Origin of the sequence: Caballeronia sp. S22, assembly GCF_964261745.1 — a bacterium.
GTDB classification, from domain to species: Bacteria; Pseudomonadota; Gammaproteobacteria; order Burkholderiales; family Burkholderiaceae; genus Caballeronia; species Caballeronia jiangsuensis.
Genome location: NZ_OZ180039.1, coordinates 307,082 through 331,835 on the forward strand (window position 1 = coordinate 307,082; position 24,754 = coordinate 331,835).

A 24,754-nucleotide genomic window follows, 5' to 3' on the forward strand; every position below is an offset into this window, starting at 1 on the left:
TCGCTTGCGATGCAGCTCAGTGCGCAAGCGGCGTGGCTCCCGACGCTCGCTGAATGGACTGCGGCGGCTGACCGAACGCACGCAGGAAGGCTTGGCGCATGCGTTCACGGTCACCGAAACCGGTCTCTCGCGCGACCACCTCGATCGGATGACGCGTTGTCTCCATCATCAGTCGCGCCGCTTCCACGCGCAGCCGCTCGACCGCCTTGGCGGTGCCCCGTTTCCTCACGAAATACCCGGCTGAACTGACGCGGGCTGAGTCGTGCCGCTTCGGCCAGCCGCTCGACCGATAAATCGCTCGCCAGATTTTCGCTCGCATAGGTGAGCGCCATCTGCACGCGGTCCGAGCGTGCTCCCATCTCAAGTAGCGCCGAGAATTGCGATTGGCCGCCCCCGCGCCGTTGATACAGCACGAGTTTGCGCGCGACCATGCGCGAAGTCTCCAGCCCGAAATCGCTTTCGACGATTGCGAGCGCGAGATCCACGCCGGCGCTCATACCCGCCGAGGTGCACATCTGCCCATCGACCACGTAGATGCGGTCTTCTTCGAGTCGGATGTTCGGATACTGCGTCTGGAAGGCACGCGCGTGAAACCAGTGCGTCGTGGCTCCCTGCAGGAGGCGCTCGGCGGGAAGCGGTATTTCGTTGGCTATGCCGCTCTTTTCTTCTCGTGGGCTTTGATGCCCTCCATGAACTGCACGGATGCATAGCTCTTCGTGATGTTCTTCAGGCGAGTAACTGCATCCGCCTCAATCTCCTGAATGTCGTTGACACCTTGGAAGTTGGCACGAAAGGCAGCTTGATAGTGATTGTCGAACAGCTCGGTAATCTCCCTTAGTCGGTCATCAGCGCCCGAGTTCGTGAACAACACCGATTTCGGGCTTTTCGGGTCATTGAAGACGTTATGTGGTCTTGTTGGGGTGTAGCCAGCGGGAACCGACCGGTAACCGCAGGCCGACCGGTTGACATAACGCGTGTGTCGTTAGGCGCAGATCGGGAGAGTTCGAGCACGTTGTTCAGCGACCAACTCGGAGCATGCCGATGTTATATTAATCAGGTACTGAATCTGTTCGAAACGCATTTTGCAAACTCGACAAGCCAAGTGCAAGCACCCGTCGTGTTACCTAGGAACTTCATATGAGCAACATCCCGTTCGATCCATCAAGATTCACCGTGCCTAACGCAAAGCCTTTGCCGGTTGTCTTGTTGCTCGATGTCAGCGGAAGCATGGGCGGCGAAAAAATTCGCACGCTGAACGAGGCCGTTCGCGACATGCTGAATGCGTTTCGCGACACGGAGACGAACGAGACCGAAATCTCCGTTGCCATCATCACATTTGGTTCCGAGGTCAAGCTGCATCAGCCGCTGGCCAGTGCGGGCGATATCGAGTGGCAGGACCTCGTCCCCGGTGGCCTGACACCGCTGGGCGTCGCACTCCAGATGGCGAAGGCAATGCTCGAGGACAGAGACGTCGTGCCGTCGCGTGCATATCGGCCGACCGTTGTGCTCGTTTCGGACGGGCATCCGGACCCGGGCTGGGAAGCGCCGCTGCGTGACTTCATCAGCGATGGCCGCTCGGCCAAATGCGACCGCATGGCCATGGCGATCGGCGCGAAGGCGAACGAAGCTGTCCTCGGTGAATTCATCGCTGGGACATCAAACCAGCTTTTCTATTCCGAGAACGCCCGACAGCTCAGGGAATTCTTCAAGTTCGTCACTATGTCCGTGACCATCCGGACGCAATCGCAAACGCCGAATGTCGTGCCGGATGCAAAGCTCATCGAGGTCAAGCCGGCCACCATCGAGGCACGCCCGGAGAAGCACGCAGTCGCGACCGAAAACGTGTCCGAGGACGCGGCCGACTATTGGTAATGCATCCGACAACCGATGTAGAGTCCAAAATAGAATGAGAAAGTTTCTGCTGACGTGGTATGGAATCACCGATTTTCGGGCATCGTTGGAATTCGAGCACACGGACGGACCGATCGCGGCGGCACTCGCGGCAGGCCATTACTCCGATGTCGTCATCCTCTGCTATACGCGCGCCGATGCCGCTCCGGACGAATGCGCGGCGACCCACGCCGCCTTCGAGCATGAACTGGCGGCTATCCGCGCTGCGGGTCACGAGAAAGACTGGAAAACGACTGCCGATTTCGTTTCCAGGTTCGCCAACACCGAAGCCGCACACCGGCACTTCGAGCGCTGGCTGAAAAAGAAAGCGCATGAGATCGGCCGTTTCTCGAACTTCGTTTTCAAGAGCGAGAGGTTGCGTGAGCTGAACGACTCCGAAGGCATCTACGCCTGCGCCATTCGCGCGTTGGATTTAGTCGCGGAGCAGAGCGGCGACAAGCTCGTGACGCTCTATCTCAGTCCCGGAACGCCCGTCATGGCGTACGTCTGGTCACTGGCCGCACTGGCACGTCCCGGACTCAAGAAGCGGCTCATTGCATCGCCTGTCATCGGCAAGCCACCGGAGACGGTTGCATTGCCCGCCGAATGGCTGGATCGATACGGCGTCAATCAGCGCGCGATCCGCCACGCCGACGATGGATTCGACGTGACCTTCCATCTGTTTGGAGAACAGCGCATGCCCGCCTTGCTGGGCATTCGGCAATTCGAATCGAAACGCCATATTTTCGTGAATTCGAAGGCGTTTCCTGCTAGCTGCATGCAACCGTTCCTGTCCGACGGCCAGCCGGAGGAACTGAACGTCGATCCGTGGGATGCCCGGGCCGTCCGCGAACGGATCATGCACGTAGCCGAGAGCCTGTCGCCCGACGATCGCATCGGCATGAACGTGACCGGCGGCACGAAGCTGATGTTCGCCGGGGCGCTCTCGGCAGCGCGCGCACTGGGTGCGGTTCCGTTCTACTTCGACAGCCAGCACCGGCGTGTGACCTTCGTCGATAGTCTCCATAGTTCGGCCATCAAGCCGGTGGATTCGGTCGAGACGTTCCTGAAGCTGCACGGTGACGGGCTGACGATCGAGGAAAGCGGTGTCGCGGAAGTGGGCTCGCCGGATCGCCTGCGTCTGACGGAAGCGCTCTGGAAGCACCGGTCTGAGATGACGAAGCACTACAACCGCCTCTGCGAGATCAGAAACAAACACCGGAACCGCCGACAAGCCACCGCTTTCAGGGTGCAATGCGGCAGTTTCGTCTTCAGCATGGATGACAACCACGCGGCAACAGCCGTCGTCGATGACCTGAACCTGCGCTTCGAAAACTGGCCCGACTTCGCAAGCTATCTTTCCGGAGGATGGCTAGAGGAATACGTCTATCTGCATTGCAGACCCTATGAGGACCGCGGCGTCATCAAGGACCTGCGCATCAATGTGAAGCTGAAGCTGAGCCAGAAAGCGGGCCATGAGCGGCCGAAGCTGACCGATTTCAACGAACTCGATATCACATTCACCGATGGCCACAGCTTGTACATCGTCGAATGCAAGGCCGGCAATGTGACGCAGGACCACGTGATGAAGTTGCAGAACCTCGTGCGCTACTACGGCGGCGTCGAAGGTCGGGGGATTCTCGCCTGCTGTTTCGGTCCCGAACGGGAAGCGATTCGAAGAAAAATCGAGAACGCCGGATTGGCGGTCTGTCCGGGGCCGTCGTTCTCCGATCAACTCAAGACGCTTATGGACGGCATTGCGGCGCGGGCCGGAAGCGTCGGAGTGGCGTAATGGCGGTTCACCTCGTGTGCGACATCTCCGGCAGCATGAGCGACAGTGGCAAGCCGTTCATCATGAGGACGCTCGTCACGACCGTTGCCCAATGGGCGCGCCTCGGCTATGGACAAACGGAACTCACGCTCAGCACCTGGGGCGCGGAAGTACGCGAACACACTGACTGGCGCGCGGAACATGAGTGCCCCGCCGCACTGCTCGCCTGCGAAGGCAGTTCCAGCGCCGATGCACTGACTGGCCTGCTCGAAGCAAACCGGGACGACACGTTCCTGCTTTTCACGGACGGATTCTGGGCGCAAGGCGTGGAGAAGCAGTTGAAACAGTGGAAGGGATGCCTGCCGCCGGGTGCATTTCGCATCGTCAAGGTGGGCGCGGATGCGAATCCCCGACTCAAGGGCGAACATGTATTTGCCGCAGAGGATTTGCTCGCCGCGCTAGATGGCTTGTCCGGAGGCAGTCCGTCATGACGCTGTGGAAGAGTTTCGGCGCAAGCGTGCGTGGGCCCGCCCATGTCAGCGCAGGCAAGCCGAATCAGGATGCGTGGGCATCGTTTCACCGGACGTGGGGTGACGGCATCGTCGTCTCGGACGGCCTGGGTTCCAAGCCGTATTCCGATCTTGGCAGCGCGGCGGCCTGCTTTGCCGTGGCGCGTGCCGCCAACGCGTGTCGCGACCAGCAAGGATTCGATGCCGCATCGCTCGCGGCGTGCGTCAAGCGCCACTGGTTGTCGCTCGTATCGCCGCTCGAACCCGCCGATTGCGCCGCCACGTGCCTGCTCGCGGTGCGGCCGGGAGATGGCGCCCTTCATCTGGGCATGCTCGGCGACGGCCTGATCGTCGCGATGAAAGTCGATCGCACCGTCGTGCGTCTGGCAGAGGACCGCGCGCAAGGCTTTTCGAACATGACCGACGCGCTGTCGGCCGAACTGTCGGCGAAGGACTGGCGGTATGCGTCGCTGCCGGAGGAAGAGTGCCGTGCGGTGCTTCTGTGCACGGACGGCGTGGCGGACGATCTCCAAGACATCGACGGATTCGTCAAGGAGTTCGTGGATACGCACCGCTCGCTCGCCGCCGTCAGCGCCAACCGGCATATCCGCGAGATGCTGGAGAAGTGGCCGGTGCCTAGGCACGGCGACGACAAGACGATTGTGTGTCTTTGCCGCGAGACGATTCAGGATGAATAGCCAAGACACGACGCGTTTGCCTCAGCCGCTTTCCGACGACTACGGCAACCGCCATTTTCGAGCCGATGAAGTGGCGAGAGGCGGTCAGGGCGTGGTGTTTCGCACCCGGGACGTCGATCTGGCCATCAAGCAGCCACTCGATGCATCGGGACAGCCGGATCGTCATGCCGACTTGCGGCAACGCTTTCAGGACATCCGCCTGTTGCCGCTGCCGTCGCGCATCCCGATTTCGCTTCCGCTCGTCATTCTGCGCGACGAACCGGGCTACGTGATGCGCTTGCTGAACGACATGAAATCGTTCAGCAGTTTCGATCTGAATGGCAAGATCAGGAACGAACTCAAGGTAGCGCAAGCCACACTTCCACACTGGCTCGCGGGCGTACCTGATGGCGAACAAGCCTGGCGACTCTTCCACTACGCGCTCGAAGGTTCGACACGACGCCGCCTAGCGGCGCTCGCGAAATGCGCGTCCATCCTTGCACGGCTGCATTGCGCGGGACTCGTGTATGGCGATATTTCGTCGAACAATGCGTTCGTCGGCCAGGCTGCAGCGCCGGAAGTGTGGCTGATCGATGCAGACAATCTGCGCTTCGAGCAGGCCGTCGGCGGAAGCGCCGTCGTCACGCCGGGCTACGGCGCACCGGAAGTGATGCAGGGCGTCGATGCGTCCCGGCCTCGCACGGATTGCTGGAGCTTTGCGGTCATGGCGTTCAGGACCCTGGCGCTGTGTCATCCGTTCATCGGCAGGAAAGTGACCGAACCCGACGACGATGCAGACGACTGGGACGCCGAACCATCGGACGGCAGCGCTGCGGTCGATCTGTACGCGCAGGCGTATGCTGGTCACTTCCCTTTCATCGACGATGAACAGGACGCCTCCAACGCAAGCCAAAGTGGCCTGCAACGCTCGCTCGTGGCCACGCCGGCCATGCGCCTGCTGTTTCAGGAGACGTTCGGCGCGGGAAGGCAGCAACCGCATCGGCGGCCCGCCATGTTTTTCTGGGCGATGGAATTGAGCAGGGCGTTCGACCGTTCGCTGGTCTGCCGCGAATGCAAGATGAGTCACTTCGTCGATAGCCAAGCGCAATGTCCCTACTGCGGCGCCTCGCGCCCGGCCTTCGTTCGCGTCCGTACTTCGCGCTGGGAATGCGTCCTCGTCGACGATGCGAAAGTTCATGCGCTGCCGCATCGACTGTTTCATCCTTTTTCGCTGGAGCACAACGCAGATGCGGCGTATCACGCGGTGATCGACTTTGCGTCACGGACCGGCGAACCTGAACGGGACACCCAGGATTTTCCTGCCGGGCTGACATTCGAGTTCGTGGAGGCGGGCGCATGAACTTCGAAGACATTCCGGTGCAACGCCTGTCCATTCGCGTCAGGCCGACGCATGGTGTCGCGCTCGACGGCTATCAGCCAGTTTTCTCGATCGATGCCAGCGGGACGAAAGCGCATCAGTTCGATCTGCGTCTGAAGGATGGCATCGTCACCGCGGCGGTCGTCCTCGAAGCCGACAGTCGCCGTCTCAATGCCGAACTCGCGTGGGGACGGACGATGCTGGCGCGGCTCGCCAATCGTGCGGCGGATGGGAGCGTAGAGCTTCAGATTGCATTTTTCTTCGGCGAATGTCTGGAGATGGGAAGCGTCGAGATTGGCGTGGACGAGTTCGTGGATGCCTCGGTCGCCAAGATTGAACGCTGGAAAGGCAGCGTGCAGCGGCAGCGCGTCTGTGAGAGGCTCGATCGACGTTGCTGCCTAATGCATGGCGGCGAAGCGTTCTTCTTTCTCACGGCGGGACCCGCAATCGACGAGGCGTTGAGCCTCGAAGCCGCCCCCGTCGACCGAGGCAACGCGGCGCAAGAAGCAACGTCGGAAGAGGAAAGTGACGATGCTCAGGCAGTCGAAGCGCAACCGGCCGGGCATTCGTTCGGCGCGACGCAGGTGCGCAAGCCCCGGCCGACGCGCAAGAACTCCTTCTGCGTGATGGGCGAGGGCATTCGCCTCGTCGCGACGCAAACAGCGCTGCCCGCCGGCAAAACCATCTTCACCGTCGCGCGCATGCCGGCGAGCAATGGCACGCCGGACCGTGCCGTGCGCCTCGCCAGAGGGCAGCTAGTCTTCAAAGACTGGAAGCAGGCCGAGCCCATTCGGATCCTGACGAAGGTGCAGATGGCCGCGCTCACCCGGGACACCGGAAGCTACCTGAGAAAGTGGGACGAATTCGGCGAACTGGAAGGCGAGTTGCTGTTGAAGCGCGCCCGTGAGTTCGGCGTGCTGCACTGTAGCGATCCGCAGTTGGTCCGGGACGGCACATCGACGTTGCGAATCGAGCAGGCAACGGAATTTGCACTGAGCGCGCTCGACAGCAAGGACGTGGGTGAAGTCACATTGGTCGATACCGTGCCCGATTACCTCGCCGACGACTCGCTGACCTTCAGTGCGTTCGCTGGGGCGATCGAACGTGAGTCGGAGCGAGGGTCATCGAAAAAGAGCTCGAAAGTGACGGACTTCGATGCCGCAACGAGAACCATCGCGCTTGCCATCGAGACGCTCGAAAATCAGCCCAGGACGCTGGTCTTGTCGCTGGCCGGCGAGATTGCGCAGATCAAGCGCCGGATGAAAGCGCGCCGCGCCATTCTCGAAGGTCGCGCAGCCAATCCGCAACTCGGACCGCTGATCGAGGAAGACGGCAGGATCATGCCCGTTCGCCGGCCGGGGAAGACCGCACCGCTGACGGCTTTCGTCCGCCAGAAAGTATTTGCCAAGGACCCGACGATGATGCAGGTCCGAGCGATCGACGTCGCTTTGAACACGCCCGACATCGCGCTCATTCAGGGGCCGCCGGGCACAGGAAAGACCACGGTGATCGCCGCCATCCTCGAACGCCTGAACGAGCTGTCGGACAAGCGCAAAGCGCAGATGAAGGGGCAGGTGTTGCTGACCGGCTTTCAGCACGATGCGGTCGAGAACATGATCCAGCGCCTCTTGCTCAATGGCCTTCCGGTCCCGAAGATCGGCAAACGCTCGACTGAGGACGAGCAGGATGTCACGGCTTTTGAGAAGACGCTGGAAAACTGGTGCGGCGCACTCGCTGCCGACCTGCGCCGGAAGAATCCGCACATCGACGAGATCGAGCGCGAAACGGAGATCGGCAATCTGTGTTTGCAATACGTTCGCGCACCGACCCGCGCGCTGGCGAAGAGTCTGACCGGCAAGATCGCCGCACTCGGCGTGAACCTGCTTGGTGCGGCCTGCGCGCGGCGGGCGGCGGCGCTCGTCACGCGTCTCTCGCAGGAAGAGGCGCTTACCGGCGAAGCGGACCGGCTGCTCGGTGCCGTACGTCGCATACGCGTGCGCCGCGAAAGTTTCGTCGATGACGGTCCGGACCGCGCAGTGGACGCGCTCGTCGATCTGGACGCGGTCCTGGAACCGGATCAGCGCGCCGTGCTCGACACCGCCAGTCTGTGGCGTCGCGAAGACGGCGATCCATCATTTCTCGATGAACTGACAGCGCTGCAACAGGCGTTGCTGGCCCGGTTCAGCACGCAACCGGTCTTTCGCGTGGAAAAGCAGAACGACGAGGTCGTTGCGCTGGCGGAAGAAGCGATCGCGCGCATCGGGCATGCCGGCCATTCGGCTCGCGATGCAAAGGCCGTCGCGCTGGCCGAGTTTCTGGCGGAACTGGAAAACAACCCGCATGGAATGATCGATGCCGTGTCGGATTACAGCTTCGCGTTCGCGGCGACCTGCCAGCAGAGCGTCACCCGGGAAATGCAGACCCTGAAGGGCGTGAGCGACGACGATCCCGGCAAGTCCATCGAGTACGAGTATGTGATCGTGGACGAGGCCGCCCGCGTCTCGCCGCGCGACCTGATGATTCCGATGGTACTGGGCAAGCGCATCATTCTCGTGGGCGATCATCGGCAGTTGCCGCATATCATCGACGATGAAGTCGCCCGGCAAATGGAAGAGGATGAGACCGGACCGCGGCAGTCCGAATGGCTCAAGAAGTCCATGTTCCATTACCTGTTCTCCGAACGCCTGAAGGCGCTCGAAGAGGCCGATGGCGTGCCCCGTCGCGTGACGCTCGACAAGCAATACCGCATGCATCCGCTGCTGGGGCAATTCATCAGCCGCAACTTCTACGAGCGCTTCGACCCGCTGGAGAAATTCGCATCCGGACGGCAGGCGAGCGAGTTCGCGCATGGCCTTCCACGCACGGGAAACCGGCCCGCGATGTGGCTGGACGTTCCAGCTGCGAAAGGCAGGCACCGCAAGGAAGGGACGAGTTGGGTCCGCACGGCCGAGGCGGCCGCGATTGCGCGGCAGTTGCAGGAGTGGATGAACTGCGCCGAAGGACAAAAGCTGACCTTCGGCGTGATTTCGTTCTACAAGGCGCAGGCGGATCGCATCAGACGCGATCTCGCGGGCCTGACGAACGACGACAAGAAACTTCGCGTCGGCACGGTGGATTCGTTCCAGGGCATGGAATTCGATGTCGTGTTCCTGTCGATGGTCCGGACAGTTCCGCAAGACTACACCCCGAACGACGGCGACCGCGAGAAACAGGCGCGAAGATTGTTTGGCCACCTCTGTCTCTACAACCGGCTGAATGTGGCGATGAGCCGGCAAAAGAAACTGCTCGTCGTCGTAGGCGATGCCAGCTTGCTGCGACACGAGCTGGCGGCGGAGTTCGTTCCGGGTCTGGTCGATTTTCTCGGTTTGTGCGAGACCGGCGGAGGCTTCCTGTGATGCCGATGAAGTATCTGGACTTCGGCGAGCCGCCTCGTCCGTTCGGCGAAATCTTCGGCCGTCCGCGGCATGTGGCGTGGCCGGTGAACGCGTATCGCGTGACCTTGCCGAAGGTGTTCGATGACAGCAACCGCCTGAACGCGTTCGAGCGTGTCATTCTCAGACTCGTCGATGCCACCGGCGCGGTGAATGTGCGTGAACTGGCAGAAGACACCTGCATCCCGCCGGACATGGTCGAAGGCATCCTGCTGCGTTTGCGTGACCGGGAGTTCATCGACGAGCATGGACGCGTGATCGAACGCCAACCCGACGAAGCCAGCGTAGCCAACGAGGCTGCGCCAGTGTTCATCACCGCGCTCGTGTTCCGCGAACTCGCGACCGGCAAGATCTTTCCGTTCCTGCGCCAGGTCGACGATATGAATCCGCTCCGCAAACTCGATGCCGGCAAGCATGTCGATTACAGAATCGATATTGATAAAGCGCATGAGGCGAGTGGTCTCGCGCCGCGCGAGGTCGTCAGTGCGCTGCGGGCAATGAAGAAGCGCGCTGCTGCATTCGGTTCGCGCGACCGGTTGCCGCCGGTTCAGCAAATCAGGCTTGCAGGACCGCCGGAGCCTTATTTTCTTCGATGCCCCATCGCCATCCAGAAATGCGATGGCGAATTCCGTATTGCCGATCCTTTCGGCAACGGTTTCTCGCTGATCCTTGAAAGCGCGTTCGAGCGCCTGCTCGAAGAAGACGAGATGGTCGGCAACTTTCTGCTCGACTGGAAGAAATCCGTGGCGGAACGTCGCCCGTCGAGTGCGAGGAGAGCGGAAGGAAACGCGAAGAAAGACATCGATCGTGTGAGAGACGGACAGCGCTATCCGGAGCTGGCTGCGCATCTGCGTCAATCGGGCGGCGAGCGGTTCCTTTCCATTGCACGGATTCACGCGTCGATCGAATGGGCGTTGTTCTACGCGTGCAGCCTGAGGCCATTCGATCTCGCTCTGCAAATTCTCAGGCACACGGCGCCGGCTGACCACGCTGCACTACTGTCCGACGCGGCGAAGGACATCGGACTGCGCGTGCCCGAGCATGGCCTGAAGCGCGTCAAGGGAGGAAAGCTGGGTGGATTTCCGAACGGCGGCGCGGAGTTCGACACGGTGCTTGCCATCGCGTTGTTGCAGGCACAGCAAGATGCATCGCATCCGCTGCGGCGGATCGCAGCGTCGCATCCCGATGCCATCGGGCAACTCTTCGCCATCAAGCGAAAGCGAGACCAGCACGGGCACGGCAAAGGCGCTGCCCGGGCGCTGAACGCGGAATTGCCGGACGATCCGTTCATGCGAGAGATCGTGCACGCGCTCCTGCCCGATATCGTTTTCCACGATACCCCCGATGCCACACAGGCAGATCACGACATTCGCGCCGATTCGTTTCTCGAAGCGCGTGCCAGCCTCCAGGGCGAATTCAGGTTCAAGGTCTTCAATCGTCTGGGCGCGAACTTGCAGAATCGGCTGGTCCATGCGGAGCGGGTGTGGCTGTCATGCAAGGAAGCGGATGCCGTAGCGGATGCAAAACGAGCAGAGCAGGCAGACACGACGGCGGACAAGACAAGGGACTACGATGCCCGCTCGTTCGCCGACGACCTGTATGCCTCGGTCCAGTCTGCATTCGATACACGGCTTGCCGGTGGCATCTCGCCCGACGTGAGTGATTCCTCGCTGATCGACATGGCGGTGACGAAGGCATCCGCGGCCGGACTCGGCGATACATTGCCCGCCTGCCTGAGCACGGTGAAGACGTCCGCCATTCGCGGCACGCTGGAAGGCCGGGGGCAGACGCTCGGCGCATGCGTCATCGCGTTCCTGCTCGTATCCGACGACGACACGCTGAGCGCCATCGGCAACGCGCAGCCGTCTTTCATCGACAACGTCGCAAGCGTCATCGACCGGCGCAGACACGGCAACGAAGTACTGCGCTTGCCCAGGACCGACATCTGGAAGCTGCGCAAGGCGGCGTACACCACTATCAAAACACTTATCGAGGCCTAGAGATGGAGCAACCCGGCAAATCAGCAACGGACACCGGTCTGGCCGAGCAGGAACGCCGCGCATCTGATGCAGAGCAGGAACGTCGTGCGCTGGATGCAGAGCGCCAACGCATCGCATCCGATGCAGAGCAGGGACGTCGTGCGCTCGACGCAGAGCGCCAACGCCTCGCACTCGATGCAGAACAGGAACGCCGCGCCATCGAATCGGAGCACGAACGATTGATGGCGCTCGAAGACCGGCTGAACGCGGACGTGCAGGCGCTGCGGGACAAGACAGGCGATTTGGACCGGCGCGAGCGGGAAGTACGGGAGGCCGAACGACTGCGCGACACCGGTTTCGCCGACGCGCGTCGCACGTTGCAAGCCGAGTTGCACGACAAGCGGACGCAGGCGGAAAAGGAAATCGAGCATGCGCGCGAGACGAAACTGTCCGAGATGCAGAACGAGGTCGCGGTCCTCAAGGCCCGGCGTCTGGACGAAGTGTCACGCGCCGAACAGGCGGAGCGCGACCGCATCAGGGCGGAAATCGACAAGGAACGCGGCGCATGGACCGCTCAACAGGATGACCTTCGCAAGCAATTCGAGTCCGAACGCACGGAACTCGAAAAGCGAAAGGGCGCGCTATCGGCCTTGCAAAGCGAGTTCGAAGGCCGCAAGGCAATGCTCGAAGGTGACGAACGGACGCTCGAACGCCGGGCGCAACGTCTGGAGCAGCAATGGCAGAAGCGCAACGAACAACTGGATGATGAACTGGCGCGTCTGGTCGACGAAGAGCGAAAGTCGCTGGAATCGCAAAAGCAGTGTCTCGGCGAGGAGAACACGCGGCTGCGCAAGACCATCACCAGTCAGGCGAGCGCGTTGATCCGGTTCGATCATCTAAAGCGGCAACTGGGTGACGAGGATGTCGCCGAGGTCCTGCGCAAGATCAATAGCCAGACCGACGAACTCCTGCGTCTGCGCGACGAACTCGCGGTCCGTCCGACCGAGGAAATGCGCGAGCGCTATCACCAGCTGGAGGCCAGGGCGAACGACCAGAAGACGCGCGCCGACCGGCTTCAGGAACAGGTCGACGACAACGAGGCGGCCGTCGCCGAAGTCAACGAACTACGCCGCAGGAATCTGGAATTGAGTGCGGAAAAGAAGTCGCTCGAACACCGGTCGTCCATTTTCGAGCAGGCGGTCAACGAGGCGCAGGCCGAACTCGACCGGCTCCGTGCCGCGTACGAGCGTCCCGCTGATGTCGCTGCGCGCTACGCCGAGATCGAAATGCCCTACGTCGCGGCAGAGAAGATCGAACCGCCAGTCAAGGCGGCGAAAGACGAGATGACGTGGCTCGCCAACGTGGGCAACGAGTGCGATAAATACGGCCTGCATTTCAATCCGCGTATCCTGAAAGCATTCCATACCGCGCTCAAGACGGCCGAATGGTCGCCGCTCACGGTGCTGGCCGGAGTTTCCGGGACTGGCAAATCCGAGCTTCCGCGTCTTTATTCTCACTTCGGCGGCATCCAGTTCGAATCGATCTCCGTGCAGCCCAACTGGGATTCGCAGGAGTCCATGCTCGGCTTCTTCAATTCCATCGACAACAAGTTCGACGCGCAACCGGTCTTGCGCTTTCTTGCGCAGAGCCAGAAGGAGTGGACCGCCGAAACGGACGACCGCGACGCGTATCCCGGTCTGTCCGATGCGCTCTGCCTGGTTCTGCTCGACGAGATGAACCTTGCGCATCCCGAGCTTTATTTCGCGGAGTTTCTCAGCAAACTCGAACTTCGACGCGGACGGAAAGGATCGGAAGTGCCGTTCCTACCGGTGAAGATCGGGGCGGGGCTGGAACCGTATAAGCTCAAGCTCGGCCGCAATGTCCTGTGGGCCGGCACCATGAATCAGGACGAGACGACTAAATCGCTTTCGGACAAGGTCATCGACCGTTCGATAATCATCCATTTCCCACGTCCGACCGAACTCAAGCGCCGCCTGAAGCTGGCGCCGCTCGATGAGACCAATCGCGGGCCTGCATTGCACAAGTCCACGTGGCAAAGATGGCTCGCCGACGCAAGCGGATTCTCCGAAGAGGAGGTGCGGCCGTTCCGGGTGTTCATCGAGCGCATCAACGCTACGCTCGAAGTCGCGGGTCGCGCCATCGGACACCGGATCTGGCAATCGGTCGAGTACTACATGGCCAACTACCCGGATGTCCGCGCCGCCCAGCAGGCGAAGGACAAAGACTTTCTCTCGAAGGCCATGCATATCGCCTTCGAGGACCAACTGGTGCAGAAGGTTATGCCCAAGCTGCGTGGCATCGATACGCGAGGTAAGAGCAAGACCGGCTGTCTGGACAAGATTCGCGGGCAAATCATCGAGGGCATTGGCGGCAACAGCTTCAACCTTACGACGGACTTCGATCTCGCCTGCGAACTCGGCTATGGCCAGTTCATCTGGCAGTCGGCAAATTATCTGAACGCGGCTGGCGCGAGGCCGGTCGTTGCAGCGGAGAGCCCGCAACCGGTCAAGGCATGACGAGCACACTGAAAGCGCTTTATACCGACTATCGGGACCAGCGGGACGGCTACGAAGCGGCACGCGCGCTGCTCGGGCAAATGGACTGGTTTAACCATGTCGCCAGGTTCGATCCGAAGACCGGTGAGGCATTGCCGCAATCGCTGTCGCCCGTTCTCAAAAGCATCGCCGAATATCCGTCGCCCGGCTCGGGCCGCGCCATTCGCGACCGGCTCTGGTGGATTGCGGATCATAGTCGCCCGTCGCTCGAACGACTTATCCGTTCGCTGAACGAAAGCCCGCATCGCGAACATGCGCTGCTTGCGGTTCATGCCGTCCGCGAACTGGATGCGAACAGCTTCATCAAACTCAGCAACCGGCCGGGGCGCACCGTGCGCGAGAAGCTGGCGGGCAAACCTTATCTCCAGGCAGTGCGCCGCTTCCAGTCGGTCGATCTGCCCGAGAATCGCCTGCTGAAAGCGTTCGCCATTCGTCTTGCCGAACTGCTCGAATTACGCCTGGCATACCTTGGCGAAGACCACGAACTCCTGCACGTAATCCATTCGTGGATGCATTCGGACGATGCACACGCCATCGGCAGATGGGACAACCTTCCGCCCAACAACGTGCTGCTCTCTCACCGGGAATACCGTCGCATCTGGGACGCCTGGCGCCGGCTGCAAAGCCTGGACGACGATCTCGAACACGACCGGTCGCAATTCGACGCACGCGGTCAGACGATCCGTCGCTGGACCGAATATGCGCAGATGTGGGCCGATGGCATCCATCTGTTCGCGGAAACGCCGGTTCGTTTCGACTTCGACAGGTTCGGGGTGCGTCCTTGGTCGTCGGAGCCGGTCACGCAGAAAACGAAGCAACGAATCTTGCGACACGGCAAAGACGCGGCCATTGCCGGTCCGGCTTGCGTCGATTTCACCGGCTTGCGCCCGTGCTATGCCACGGCATCGGCGTCGGGCACCTTGCGTGAGACGTATCTCTGGCAGCACTGGACGGACGGCGATGAATCGATCGATCTCGAACTGTTCGACATCGACGCCGCCTGTCTTCATTCCGATGCGACCACGATCTCGTCACCCGACCTGTTCTTCTCCAGACGCTTCCCTACCGACCTCATCGATCGTGCAGCGCGCGCATTCACTGCGCGAGTGCGCGAAGTCGTCTGCGAGGATCCGCTCGTCTGGCTCGTTCCCGACGCACTCAGCGACTTCGAGCTCGAAGTCATGCGTCGTCATCTCAACGCTCGCTTTCGCGGTGCCAGGCCGCTTCCGCGCAGCGTGGCTGCCGTGTTCGAGCAGGTGGACGCCTCGACGATCACGAAAGAAGGCTTCACCGTGGCAGTAATCGACCACGTGGGCGGCATGCGCTGCGTGACCAGGCTGGTCGCGTGCGTCGATCAACGGCTCAAGAAACGTGTGCCCGAGAGCCAGGGAGTGTATTGGGAGCGTTGTCCGCCGGTGATCCTTTCGGGCGAGAACCAGACCCGTGACGACCGCCCGGGCTATGACCTGATCACGGTCGGCGTAGACGAGCAGTGGCGCGACGCGCATCGGCCGGCAAGCGCACCATCCACCGACGACGATGCACTCAGGCGCGATACGCGCATCGAACGATTCGACCACAGCATCGATCTGACTGCCAGTCCGGTCGCGGGTGGCATGCGGCTTCATTCGCTGCAACAGCGCGCAAGCGATATCCCACTCTGGCGCGACCAGATTCCCGAACTTTCGATCAAGCTCATGAAGGACGGGCTCTATCAGCGCTTTCATCTCGTCTCTCGTGGCGCAACGATCAAGCCACTGCGCGGCGTGTCAGTCCCGATTTCGGTCGATGAAACCTTCACGCTGCTCGCCGGAAAGCCGTTCTACCAATTCCCGCTTTTTCAGGGTGAAGACGCGAGAGAACTCGGGTTCTCGGCACAGCTCGATTCCCCTGCGTTTCCGTTGCAGGACGACGCCGTGTGCACGCTTCATCTTACGTTCGAGTATGGCGCGGACGAACCGTATCAGTTGACATTCAATGCGTGCGACGGACGGTTCGACCCCGTTCGGGCCCAATGGCGAGAAGTGGAAGAGCTTGCGATCACTGAGGCGTTAGCCCCGGACTATCCTGCGCCGATGACGTGGGACGATCTCCGACGCATGCCCAGCCGTGATGGGAGAGGGGCGCTCGATCTGGTCGACTGGATGCGGACGGGAATCGCGCAGATTGAAAAAGGGCTTTCCAGAAAAACGGGCCGCATAACGAAGCAGTGGTCTGTCGATCCGAAGGGGCAAAAATCCACGTACGTTCTCTGTGACGAACTGCCGGATGCGATCTCCATTCATGAAGCCAGTTTACTGCACGGCGTCCTCACTGAGAATCTCCAGCCAGGCGACCGCGTTTCGTTCGAGTGGCTGAAGAGAGGCGGCAAGTATCAGGCGGGGAGAGTCGCCAAGGATGGCTCCAGGGAACTTAACGAACATCTGGCTCGCAGCCTCAGGAGTCTTCGCTTTTCGATCATCCGAATATGGGATCAAGGACGTTGGATCGGAGATGCAAATTGTCCGTCGAGCTTTGCGGATCAAATGAGGCCGACCGTCGAATATCTTCGCGGCCTGTCGCAGCGCGATGCAGTCCCTCCGGCTGCTCGGCAGACTGTCTTGTCTCTTCTGGCATGCATGCATAAGGAGGCGTCACCGGATTGCATCAAATGGATCAGGCAACAGGTCCGTGACGGCAAAGTATCCCATCCACGAACCGTAGGCTACGCCCTCGGCGACGTGTCGGAGCCATGGCAGAAAGAAATCTTCGCAAAGCTGCTGCCGGCCAACTCGAAGGATTCCCTTCGTGTTTTCGGTTGTGCAATCTGGCGCGAGAAGCACTTCGTCGAAAGATTCGACATCAAGCAACTGAATGTCATCCTTCGAAAGCTGACGACGGCGTTGAGCGAAGAGTCGAATGCGGTTGCACGCCGCGACCCGAACGTCAAGGATATCGCCCGTCACAAGCTCACGGTCATAGCCGATCTGCTGGAGTTGCTGCTCGGACTGCTGCGCACCCGTAATTCATCGGATGCCAAAATAAAGATGCTTCTTCAGCCGCATCAGAAGGTCACTAAGGAACTGGCCAGACATGTCGAGCGAATAGGTGAAACGCTTGTGCAGAGCAACGCTACGCTTCGCTCGCACTTGCAGATCAGCATACCGAGACCCGAAGGCAAGAGCCGCACGCCGGATCTTCTTCTAGCGCTCAGCCGGTATCTCGCAGGCGACGACGCAGCCAACGCAATCCATATCACGAGCAGCGCCGAAGGGGACTCTGGCTGAGAAACCGCACTGTACACGTTCTGGCCACAGGCACTCGACGTCGCAACTAACCCAGTTTTTGTGTCCAGCGGCAACTCGCGGAAGGACGGAAATACTTTCGAAAAACCGGCAGTGGGGATACAAATCCAAACCGCGCGAGTCGAAGGCGATGTGGCTACGGCGCGGACCGGCAGTCGTGACGCAGGGCGATTTCGCAGCGTACCACGTCGGCCAAACCGGTCGAATGGGCGGACGGTCGGAACGTGGCCTCACGGCAAGAATCGTCTGGCGGTTTCGCGTGTTCGGCTATCCTATTTCATTGCGCCCGCCTGATGAGCGCGTTACTTAGATTCTGACGATCAACACGACTTGGTCGGGGAGCCGACAACTAGCTGCGCGATTCTCGCGGGTCACGACAACACCGCGAGTATCAAGCGGCTCACAGCCAACTGTTTGACATAACGCCGTCTGATCGTTCGGATAACTTAATAAATTATGCGTACAAACACTCGATCCTGCCAAACCGTCGACCGCACCAGGCATGTTCGACCCTAGATGTCGCATTGATATTGATTCCGTTGGGGAGGAAAGGGCGCACGATGTCCCGATTTCCGTCGAGCTCTGTGAAGCTCAATCTCAAGAAGACTGGTTTTTCGGCAGAGCGTTATGTGGATCGTAGACGTCGAGATGGTCTGTAGAGTCAAGATGCTCCGTGTAGAGAACGAGGTTCGTACCGTCAGGGGTCAGTCGTGATTTGAAAAGGATACCCTTGGCACCGCTCGCGACGACCTCATCGCCAAGCATCCAGCTGGGCGGCTCGATCCGTTCATTGAACCAACAGTGGCGCCAGTCGCAATAGAAATCCTCCCACAAAGGAGACCACTTTCCGCTCTCGTATCCGCCAGTGAAATCGACAACCGGAGCGGCCGTGAGGTTGTAGCTGACCAACGTCCCCGGTGGCATCAAGGACGATAGCTGCTGATACTCGCTGATGGCCGTGTCGTGGTCCAAGGCCAAATAGAGCGCATTGAGCCCGACACGATTCGCGCGCCCGCCATGCGCTCCGGCTCCCGCTCCACTTGTCGGCGCGACAGCCCACCTGGGAACATGCATCCGATAGACAGTTACCCCGGCCAATTCTCTGAGGATCATCCTGCCGCGCCCGCCTCTAGCGATGAAACGTAGCGAAGGACGTCGTCGGCCCGGCCTTCAGACACCAATTGCTCGGCGGTTTTGTAGTTGAACACGGGCAGCGGTTCGTTTCGATACCAGAACAGCGCCTTCGTGACGTCGCCTGAGATATCCGTCGCCGCGCGAATGACCCGCAGAGCGTCGCGCAGGAATCGTTGCACGCTCTCGGCTGCAGGCTGCCGGCTGATCGTGTTCCGATGTACGTGGGCTTGCTGGGCAAGGGTTTGCAAGTCGATATGCAAGGCCTCGCCGAAGCGTCGAGCGGAGACAATCGGAGCCGGGTCTTCGGGATCGCGTAATGAGGCCATGAAACGGTCAAAGCTCACGTCCGCATTGGGAATTGCACTGGCATCCGAGTTCATGGTTCGCCACAAGCACATAATTTGCACAATTTTAGCATAAAAATCGATGCCACCATACAGCGCGAAAACTAGGGTTCCCTTGTCGCCCGGCATGTATGTGCGCCTCGGCGGCTATCGGAGCGAGATCCGGCCAGAATACGGTAATAAAGGGTTGGAGCAGTGCATTGATTGTGCATTTACACCGCACGCATGTCCGAAATTTCACGTGAAACCATGCACGGCAATCCGGCGTGTCTTCTCATATATCTGCATACTTAAAATTCGATAATACTATTTATGTAAACTCCATAGGTTATCCCGACACCGTTTCGAATTGCCGAGAACTCCACCGCTCGCGCCGTTGACCTTTTCCAACGTGCAGTGAACGCGCGCCGAACGCGGCAGCAGCCTGACGGCGAGCGATTTGTCCAGTTCCACGACGGCCTTCTACACGGTCGTTCCCGCTCGGCGGGCGCCTCGACGCCGAGCCTTGGCTCGGGCGCCGACCATGCACGCCTGACATAATGCCTGTGGTCGGCCCGGCGCCGCGCCATGCAAATTTGCGGTTCGCCTTCGGTCACGCGCATCACGGGCTCACGCTCGGCCCGATCACCGGACGGATCATCGCCGCGATGATGACCGGCGAGCATCCGCTCGTGCACCCGCGTCCGTTTCGTGCGGATCGGTTCTGATCGAGCGAACGGCAAAAACACGAACTCGCCGTGCGGAATGCGTTGACCGATACGCTAATCCCGATTCGCCATCAGCAACAGCGTTTGCCCGTCCTGAAGCACCGCTTCGTGCTGATTCAACACAGTCAGCTTCAACGTCGCGATGCCGCGGTCGGTTCGTTTGGTAACGCGCTTCTCGACGACTTCGATACGCACCTGAATTCGATCGCCGATCATCAGCGGCGCGCGAAACGCCCAGTTCCAGCTCAACGTCGCGAGTGCGCTGAAGCGGACGTCGCTGCGCGTCTTGAGGCCGTCGGCCAGCGCGAGTCCGAGCAATCCATGCGCGATACGTCCTGGAAAGCCCGCCTCCTGCGCGGCGACGTCGTCCATATGCAGGTCGTACAGATCGCCCGAGACGCCCGCGTAGTTGACGACGTGTGACTCCGTTACCGTCATCCCCGAGGTGACGTAGTGATCGCCGGGCTCGATGTCGTTGAGGTCGTATTTGCCCGCCGGAAGCAGACGTCCCGTGCGCGCGTCTTCGTTGATTGCCTGGGTCATGTTCTGTCTCTTGTCTCTGTCGTCTCTGTTGTCGTCAGCAAACCGATTGCAGGCGCTGCGCGCATACGGCCAGCACTTCGTCCGGCGCGACCTTCCACCATCGGTCGCGCGAAAATATTTCGACTTCCATCATGCCGGCGTAGCCTGCGTCTTCCATCTCGCGCCGGAAGCCCGCCAGATCGATGACGCCGTCGCCCATCATGCCGCGATCCATCAACATGTCCTTCGTGTCGGCGTGCCAGTCGCACACGTGATACGCAAGAATCCGCCGGGCGCGGCCCGCCGCCGCGATCGACGCCGACAGCAGCGGGTCCCACCAGCAGTGATACACGTCGATGGCGATGCCCAGCATCGACGGATCGTCCGGCGCGATGCGTTCGCACATCGCGAGCGCTTGCCCGATCGTGTTGACGACGGAACGGTCCGCCGCGTACATCGGGTGCAAAGGCTCGATGGCAAGCGGCACCTTCAGCTTGCGCGCCTCTTCGAGCAAACGCGCGATGCCCTCGTCGACCTGAGCACGCGCGCCCGCCAGATCGCGGCCGTTCGCGTTCACGCCGCCGACGACGAGCACGAAACAGCGCGCGTCGAGTTCGGCGGCATCGTGCAGCGCCGCGATATTGCCGTCGATGCTCGCGCGCCGGTCCGCTGGCGTCGCGCCGGTCAGATACGTCGAGCGGCAATAGCCGGTGACCGTGAGTTGCAGCGCGCTAAGCCGGCGCGCGACCGCTTGTGCGCCGATTGCCTCGACCTCGTGCCGCCACGGCGCGACGCCGCCGAAGCCCGCGCGCGCGATGCGCTCCAGCGTGACATCGAGCGATTCGCGATGTCCGAGCGTCGCGGTATTGATGGCGCATCGTTTTAGTGAATCCATCTCGCGCTCCCTTGCATCGTTCACAGGCCGAAAGTCTGCATGACGAGCCGCATGCGATGCACCGCGAGCTCCGGATCGCGCAGGAGGTTGGCGGCATCGGCGAGACGGAACACATCCGCGAGGTAGAGCGGCGGACGCGCGCCATGATGGCCGCCCGGCATGAAGAAGTGCGGCTGGAATCCGTTCAGGTACGCAAGAAAGACGACGCCCGTCTTGTAGTACTGCGTCGGCGCGCGAAAGATGTGCCGCGAGAGCGCGACCGTGGGTTCGAGCACGCGCTCGTATCGCCCGATATCGCCGCTGGCGAGCGCGGCGAGCGCCTGCGACGCGGCGGGCGCGATCGCATCGAAAATGCCGAGCAGCGCGTGCGAAAAGCCCGCTTCGTCGCCCTTGATGAGCGACGGGTAGTTGAAGTCGTCGCCCGTATACATCTTGACGCCTTCGGGCAGACGGCGGCGGAACGCGATCTCGCGCGCATCGTCGAGCAGCGAAATCTTGATGCCGTCGATTTTGTGCGCGTTCTCCGCGATCACCGCGAGGCAGGTATCGGCGGCTTCGTCGAGGTCGTCGCTGCCCCAATAGCCCTTGAGCTCGGGATCGAACATGTCGCCGAGCCAGTGCAGAATCACGGGCTGTTCGCACATCGCAAGCACTTCGCGGTAGACCCGCAGGTAGTCGTCGCGGTGCCGCGCCACGCGTGCGAGCGCGCGGCTCGCCATCAGGATCACGCGGCTGCCGGTGCGCTGAACGGCGTCGAGCTGCATCGCGTAGGCGCGAATCACGTCATCGCACGATGTCGCCGCATGCGCGGGAAGATGGTCGGTGCCGCAGCCCGACGCGATCAGCGCGTTAGGCATGTCGCGCGTTTCGGCCATCGTGCGTTGCACGAGTTCGAGCGCGATTTCCCACGATAGACCCATGCCGCGCTGCGCGGTATCCATCGCTTCGGCAATGCCGAGGCCCTGCCCGATCAGATAGCGCCGGTATTCGATGGTGCGCGGCCAGTCGAGCGCGGCAGGCTGATTCAATTCGCCGCTGCGATGCGGATCGGCGACGACATGCGCCGCCGAATACGCGATGCGGTTGAACGTCGCGCCCGCCGACGCACCGCCGATCGGGTCGCCCTTGAGCGTGTAGGTGTCGAACTGGCCGGAAGCGGCCGGAAGAACGATTTGCATGATGGTGGTGGCGCGCTCAGGCGTGCTCGTCGGAGAAACATGAAAACGAGGCGGGCATTTCGATGCCGAAGAACGTCGCGAACGCTGCGAGTTGTCCTTCGATCATCGGCCGGCCGTTGGTCGCGCGGCAGCCCCACTGCCGCGCATGTTCGAGCAGCGGGGTCTCGGCGGGCGTCATGATGATGTCGACCACCTGAAGCGCCGGCGAGAACGCGCCGAACGCCGCGGGCATGCCGTCACCCGGCCGCATGCCGACCGGCGAGCAGTTGACGAGCAGATCGATGCCCGCGAGATTCGCCGGATCGATATCGACGCTCGCCGCGCAGCCCGGATAGAACCGGTTCAGCCGCGCCGCCAGTTGCTCGGGCAACTCGCGCTGCGGATCGGCAAGCGCGATGCTCGCCGCGCCCGCTTCCGCCAGCGCATGCGCCACCGCCGCGCCCGCGCCGCCCGCGCCGAGTTGCTTCACATGCTTGCCGCGCACCTCGAAACCGATGCGCTTCAGGCCCAGCACGAGGCCGGTGCCGTCGAACATGTCGCCGAACCAGCTTCCGTCGGGACGCTCGCGCATGACATTGATCGCGCCGACGCGGCGGGCGGTGTCGGAGACTTCATCGACCATCGACATGGCGCGCACCTTGTGCGGCACCGTGACGACGAGCCCGTCGACGTTGCCGAGCGCCTGAAGCCCGGCGACGGCCGGCTCGAACACATTCACGGGGACATCGAACGGCAGGCAGACCGCATCGATGCCGCCCGCTTCGAACAGCGCGTTCATCAATTGCGGCGTTTTCACCTGCGTCACCGGATTGCCGACGATGCCGAACAAGCGCGTCGCCCCGCCGATGCGATGCTTGCGCGTGGCTGGTGGCGTCACCGCTGTCCCTCCGCGAAACCGGCGAGGCGCGCATGACGCGGCCACGACTGTGCGTCCATCGCGGCAGCGAGGCCCATCGGCTCGGGGCGGAACAGGCGTTCGTCCATCAGCTTGAGATCGGGCGAGATGACCGGGCGGAACGCCATGTGCGCGAGCACGTCGCGTTCGACATCGATGCCCGGCGCGATCTCGATCAGTTCCAGCGCACCCTCGATGGCGCGAAACACCGCGCGCTCGGTGACGAAGAGCGTCGTCTGGTTGCGTTCCCGCGCGTACGGCCCGCTGTACGACACCTGCTGAAGCTTCGACACGAACTTGCGGTGCGCGCCTTCCTTGAGGATCTGCAACTGCCCGCCTTCGCACGACACTTGCAGGCTGCCCGCCGTGAACGTGCCGCCGAACACCATCTTGCGCGCGTTCTGGCTGATGTTGATGAACCCGCCCACACCGATCAGCTTGTTCGCGAAGCGGCTGATGTTCACGCTGCCCCGCGCGTCGATTTCCACGGCGGAAAGAAACGCGATGTCGATGCCGCCGCCATCGTAGAAATCGAACTGATAGGGCATGTCCACGATGGCGCTGTAGTTGCGCGCCGCGCCCGCGTCCCGACCCGCGGCAGGTGCGCCGCCGATCAGCCCTTGCTCGTTGGTCAGCACGATGTGATGCAGCACGTCCTCTTCCGCCGCGACGAGCCCGATGCCCGTGCACACGCCGGAACCCACGTTGCACACCGCGCCGACGCGCAGTTCCATCGCCAGACGCCGCGCGATGATCTTGCGTTCGTCGAGCGGCAGGCGCGGAAAGCCGCCGAGCGGGATGCGCAGTTCGCCGGTGAAGGCGGGATCGTAGGCGGTCTGGTAGGTCATCGGCTGATCCGGCTCGACGACCACCGCATCCACCAGCATGCCGGGAATCTTCACCGTCTTGGCGGGCAACGTGCCGCGCCGCGCGAGCCGCTTGACCTGCACGATCACGAGGCCGCCGTTGCGCCGGGTCGCCTGCGCCATCGAAAGCATGTCGGCGAACACGGCTTCGTGCTCCATCGATACGTTGCCGTCTTCGTCGGCGGTCGTGCCGCGCAGAAACGCGACATCGACTTCGAAAGGCTTGTAGAACAGCCACTCGCGCCCTTCGATCTCGATCAGGCTCACGAGCTCGTCGTCGCTCGGCGCACCTTGCAGGCCGCCGCCGTTGCGCGGATCGACGAAGGTATGCAGGCCGACGTGGCTGACGAGTCCCGGCCTTCCCGCCGCCATTTCGCGCGTGAGTTGCGACAGCGCACCCTGCGGCAGCGTCCACGCTTCGACTTCCTTGTTCAGCGCCATCTGCGCGAGCGCCGGCGAATCGACCAGCGTGCCGCACACGACGCGCTTGAGCAGTCCCGCATGCGCGAGCCGCGATGCGCCTCGCTCGCCGCGATCGCCGAGACCGACCGGATGCACGGACGTGATCCGGCGCGGCTCGCCCTGCGCGAGAAAGCGGCGCTCGAGCGCCTCGATGAGCGATTCGGGCACGGCGTGTCCGCTTCCCGATCCGCCGATCATCAACGTGTCGCCGTCCTTCAGGAGGGATGCAGCCTGGTCGGCGGTCAAAATTTGCATG

The 24,754-nt window shown here is 61.8% G+C and carries 17 protein-coding genes and 2 pseudogenes; 10 read left to right on the forward strand and 9 right to left on the reverse strand.

Features of this window, described 5'->3' with window-relative positions; all coding sequences use genetic code 11:
- Positions 1 to 16: 16 nt before the first annotated feature.
- Both ACEN42_RS33245 and ACEN42_RS33250 read right to left on the reverse strand, forming a co-directional pair.
- Positions 17 to 620, reverse strand: a pseudogene (locus ACEN42_RS33245) (GlxA family transcriptional regulator); the annotation flags it as partial.
- A gap of 29 nt (positions 621 to 649) precedes the next feature.
- On the reverse strand, positions 650 to 868 hold the full coding sequence (locus ACEN42_RS33250; RefSeq protein WP_371882912.1) for a hypothetical protein: 219 nt from the start codon (positions 866 to 868) through the stop codon (positions 650 to 652).
- Between the two features lie 269 nt (positions 869 to 1,137).
- Here ACEN42_RS33250 and ACEN42_RS33255 point away from each other — a divergent pair, with 269 nt between their 5' ends.
- From ACEN42_RS33255 to ACEN42_RS33295, 9 genes are read left to right on the forward strand one after another with little or no spacing between them, the layout of a single operon-like run.
- Positions 1,138 to 1,872 (forward strand): VWA domain-containing protein, encoded by a 735-nt coding sequence (locus ACEN42_RS33255; protein ID WP_371882913.1) that lies wholly within the window; start codon positions 1,138 to 1,140, stop codon positions 1,870 to 1,872.
- A gap of 34 nt (positions 1,873 to 1,906) precedes the next feature.
- A complete protein-coding gene (locus tag ACEN42_RS33260; RefSeq protein WP_371882914.1) occupies positions 1,907 to 3,682 on the forward strand; it encodes a Card1-like endonuclease domain-containing protein in 1,776 nt (591 codons plus the stop codon).
- On the forward strand, positions 3,682 to 4,152 hold the full coding sequence (locus tag ACEN42_RS33265; protein WP_371882915.1) for a VWA domain-containing protein: 471 nt from the start codon (positions 3,682 to 3,684) through the stop codon (positions 4,150 to 4,152). The genes ACEN42_RS33260 and ACEN42_RS33265 overlap by 1 nt, the downstream gene beginning before the upstream one ends.
- Positions 4,149 to 4,868: a PP2C family serine/threonine-protein phosphatase gene (locus ACEN42_RS33270; protein WP_371882916.1), complete on the forward strand. Its 720-nt coding sequence runs from the start codon at positions 4,149 to 4,151 to the stop codon at positions 4,866 to 4,868. Before ACEN42_RS33265 ends, ACEN42_RS33270 begins: the two co-directional genes overlap by 4 nt.
- Positions 4,861 to 6,207: a serine/threonine protein kinase gene (locus ACEN42_RS33275; RefSeq protein WP_371882917.1), complete on the forward strand. Its 1,347-nt coding sequence runs from the start codon at positions 4,861 to 4,863 to the stop codon at positions 6,205 to 6,207. The genes ACEN42_RS33270 and ACEN42_RS33275 overlap by 8 nt, the downstream gene beginning before the upstream one ends.
- Entirely contained in the window at positions 6,204 to 9,620 is a 3,417-nt protein-coding gene (locus ACEN42_RS33280) for a DEAD/DEAH box helicase (RefSeq protein WP_371882918.1), read from the forward strand. Before ACEN42_RS33275 ends, ACEN42_RS33280 begins: the two co-directional genes overlap by 4 nt.
- A complete protein-coding gene (locus tag ACEN42_RS33285) occupies positions 9,620 to 11,656 on the forward strand; it encodes a hypothetical protein (protein WP_371883214.1) in 2,037 nt (678 codons plus the stop codon). The genes ACEN42_RS33280 and ACEN42_RS33285 overlap by 1 nt, the downstream gene beginning before the upstream one ends.
- Positions 11,657 to 11,658: 2 nt before the next feature.
- The gene (locus tag ACEN42_RS33290; protein ID WP_371882919.1) at positions 11,659 to 14,172 is read left to right on the forward strand and encodes a chromosome partitioning protein ParA; all 2,514 of its coding nucleotides are present in this window, start codon (positions 11,659 to 11,661) and stop codon (positions 14,170 to 14,172) included.
- Positions 14,169 to 17,477, forward strand: coding sequence for a DNA-binding protein (locus ACEN42_RS33295; RefSeq protein WP_371882920.1), 3,309 nt, complete (start codon positions 14,169 to 14,171; stop codon positions 17,475 to 17,477). Before ACEN42_RS33290 ends, ACEN42_RS33295 begins: the two co-directional genes overlap by 4 nt.
- 615 nt (positions 17,478 to 18,092) lie before the next feature.
- Here ACEN42_RS33295 and ACEN42_RS33300 read toward each other — a convergent pair.
- Positions 18,093 to 18,608, reverse strand: coding sequence for an RES domain-containing protein (locus ACEN42_RS33300; RefSeq protein ID WP_371882921.1), 516 nt, complete (start codon positions 18,606 to 18,608; stop codon positions 18,093 to 18,095).
- Positions 18,605 to 19,009 (reverse strand): DUF2384 domain-containing protein, encoded by a 405-nt coding sequence (locus ACEN42_RS33305; RefSeq protein WP_371883215.1) that lies wholly within the window; start codon positions 19,007 to 19,009, stop codon positions 18,605 to 18,607. Before ACEN42_RS33305 ends, ACEN42_RS33300 begins: the two co-directional genes overlap by 4 nt.
- A gap of 434 nt (positions 19,010 to 19,443) precedes the next feature.
- On the opposite strand from ACEN42_RS33305, the pseudogene ACEN42_RS33310 reads away from it, so the two are divergent.
- A pseudogene (locus ACEN42_RS33310) lies at positions 19,444 to 19,680 on the forward strand (NAD(P)/FAD-dependent oxidoreductase); the annotation flags it as partial.
- Positions 19,681 to 19,734: 54 nt separating this feature from the next.
- On the opposite strand, the gene ACEN42_RS33315 reads toward ACEN42_RS33310, so the two are convergent.
- The 5 genes from ACEN42_RS33315 to ACEN42_RS33335 are packed head-to-tail and all read right to left on the reverse strand — an operon-like array spanning position 19,735 to position 24,753.
- Positions 19,735 to 20,223, reverse strand: a complete 489-nt coding sequence (locus ACEN42_RS33315; protein WP_371882922.1) for a MaoC family dehydratase — start codon at positions 20,221 to 20,223, stop codon at positions 19,735 to 19,737.
- Between the two features lie 34 nt (positions 20,224 to 20,257).
- Complete coding sequence (locus ACEN42_RS33320; protein ID WP_371882923.1) at positions 20,258 to 21,097, reverse strand: sugar phosphate isomerase/epimerase family protein; 840 nt, start codon at positions 21,095 to 21,097, stop codon at positions 20,258 to 20,260.
- A 20-nt stretch (positions 21,098 to 21,117) separates the two neighbouring features.
- Positions 21,118 to 22,275, reverse strand: a complete 1,158-nt coding sequence (locus ACEN42_RS33325) for a dihydrodipicolinate synthase family protein (RefSeq protein WP_371882924.1) — start codon at positions 22,273 to 22,275, stop codon at positions 21,118 to 21,120.
- A gap of 16 nt (positions 22,276 to 22,291) precedes the next feature.
- On the reverse strand, positions 22,292 to 23,152 hold the full coding sequence (locus ACEN42_RS33330) for a shikimate dehydrogenase (protein ID WP_371882925.1): 861 nt from the start codon (positions 23,150 to 23,152) through the stop codon (positions 22,292 to 22,294).
- Entirely contained in the window at positions 23,149 to 24,753 is a 1,605-nt protein-coding gene (locus ACEN42_RS33335) for an acyl CoA:acetate/3-ketoacid CoA transferase (RefSeq protein WP_371882926.1), read from the reverse strand. Before ACEN42_RS33335 ends, ACEN42_RS33330 begins: the two co-directional genes overlap by 4 nt.
- Position 24,754: the final 1 nt, after the last annotated feature.

What these genes read in the sequence shown, in the direction of transcription:
- ACEN42_RS33255 (WP_371882913.1), top strand. Translation starts at nt 1,138, where the DNA reads ATGAGCAACATCCCGTTCGATCCATCAAGATTCACCGTGCCTAACGCA.
- ACEN42_RS33260 (WP_371882914.1), top strand. Translation starts at nt 1,907, where the DNA reads ATGAGAAAGTTTCTGCTGACGTGGTATGGAATCACCGATTTTCGGGCA.
- ACEN42_RS33265 (WP_371882915.1), top strand. Translation starts at nt 3,682, where the DNA reads ATGGCGGTTCACCTCGTGTGCGACATCTCCGGCAGCATGAGCGACAGT.
- ACEN42_RS33270 (WP_371882916.1), top strand. Translation starts at nt 4,149, where the DNA reads ATGACGCTGTGGAAGAGTTTCGGCGCAAGCGTGCGTGGGCCCGCCCAT.
- ACEN42_RS33275 (WP_371882917.1), top strand. Translation starts at nt 4,861, where the DNA reads ATGAATAGCCAAGACACGACGCGTTTGCCTCAGCCGCTTTCCGACGAC.
- ACEN42_RS33280 (WP_371882918.1), top strand. Translation starts at nt 6,204, where the DNA reads ATGAACTTCGAAGACATTCCGGTGCAACGCCTGTCCATTCGCGTCAGG.
- ACEN42_RS33285 (WP_371883214.1), top strand. Translation starts at nt 9,620, where the DNA reads ATGCCGATGAAGTATCTGGACTTCGGCGAGCCGCCTCGTCCGTTCGGC.
- ACEN42_RS33290 (WP_371882919.1), top strand. Translation starts at nt 11,659, where the DNA reads ATGGAGCAACCCGGCAAATCAGCAACGGACACCGGTCTGGCCGAGCAG.
- ACEN42_RS33295 (WP_371882920.1), top strand. Translation starts at nt 14,169, where the DNA reads ATGACGAGCACACTGAAAGCGCTTTATACCGACTATCGGGACCAGCGG.
- ACEN42_RS33300 (WP_371882921.1), bottom strand. Translation starts at nt 18,608, where the DNA reads ATGATCCTCAGAGAATTGGCCGGGGTAACTGTCTATCGGATGCATGTT.
- ACEN42_RS33305 (WP_371883215.1), bottom strand. Translation starts at nt 19,009, where the DNA reads ATGAACTCGGATGCCAGTGCAATTCCCAATGCGGACGTGAGCTTTGAC.
- ACEN42_RS33315 (WP_371882922.1), bottom strand. Translation starts at nt 20,223, where the DNA reads ATGACCCAGGCAATCAACGAAGACGCGCGCACGGGACGTCTGCTTCCG.
- ACEN42_RS33320 (WP_371882923.1), bottom strand. Translation starts at nt 21,097, where the DNA reads ATGGATTCACTAAAACGATGCGCCATCAATACCGCGACGCTCGGACAT.
- ACEN42_RS33325 (WP_371882924.1), bottom strand. Translation starts at nt 22,275, where the DNA reads ATGCAAATCGTTCTTCCGGCCGCTTCCGGCCAGTTCGACACCTACACG.
- ACEN42_RS33335 (WP_371882926.1), bottom strand. Translation starts at nt 24,753, where the DNA reads ATGCAAATTTTGACCGCCGACCAGGCTGCATCCCTCCTGAAGGACGGC.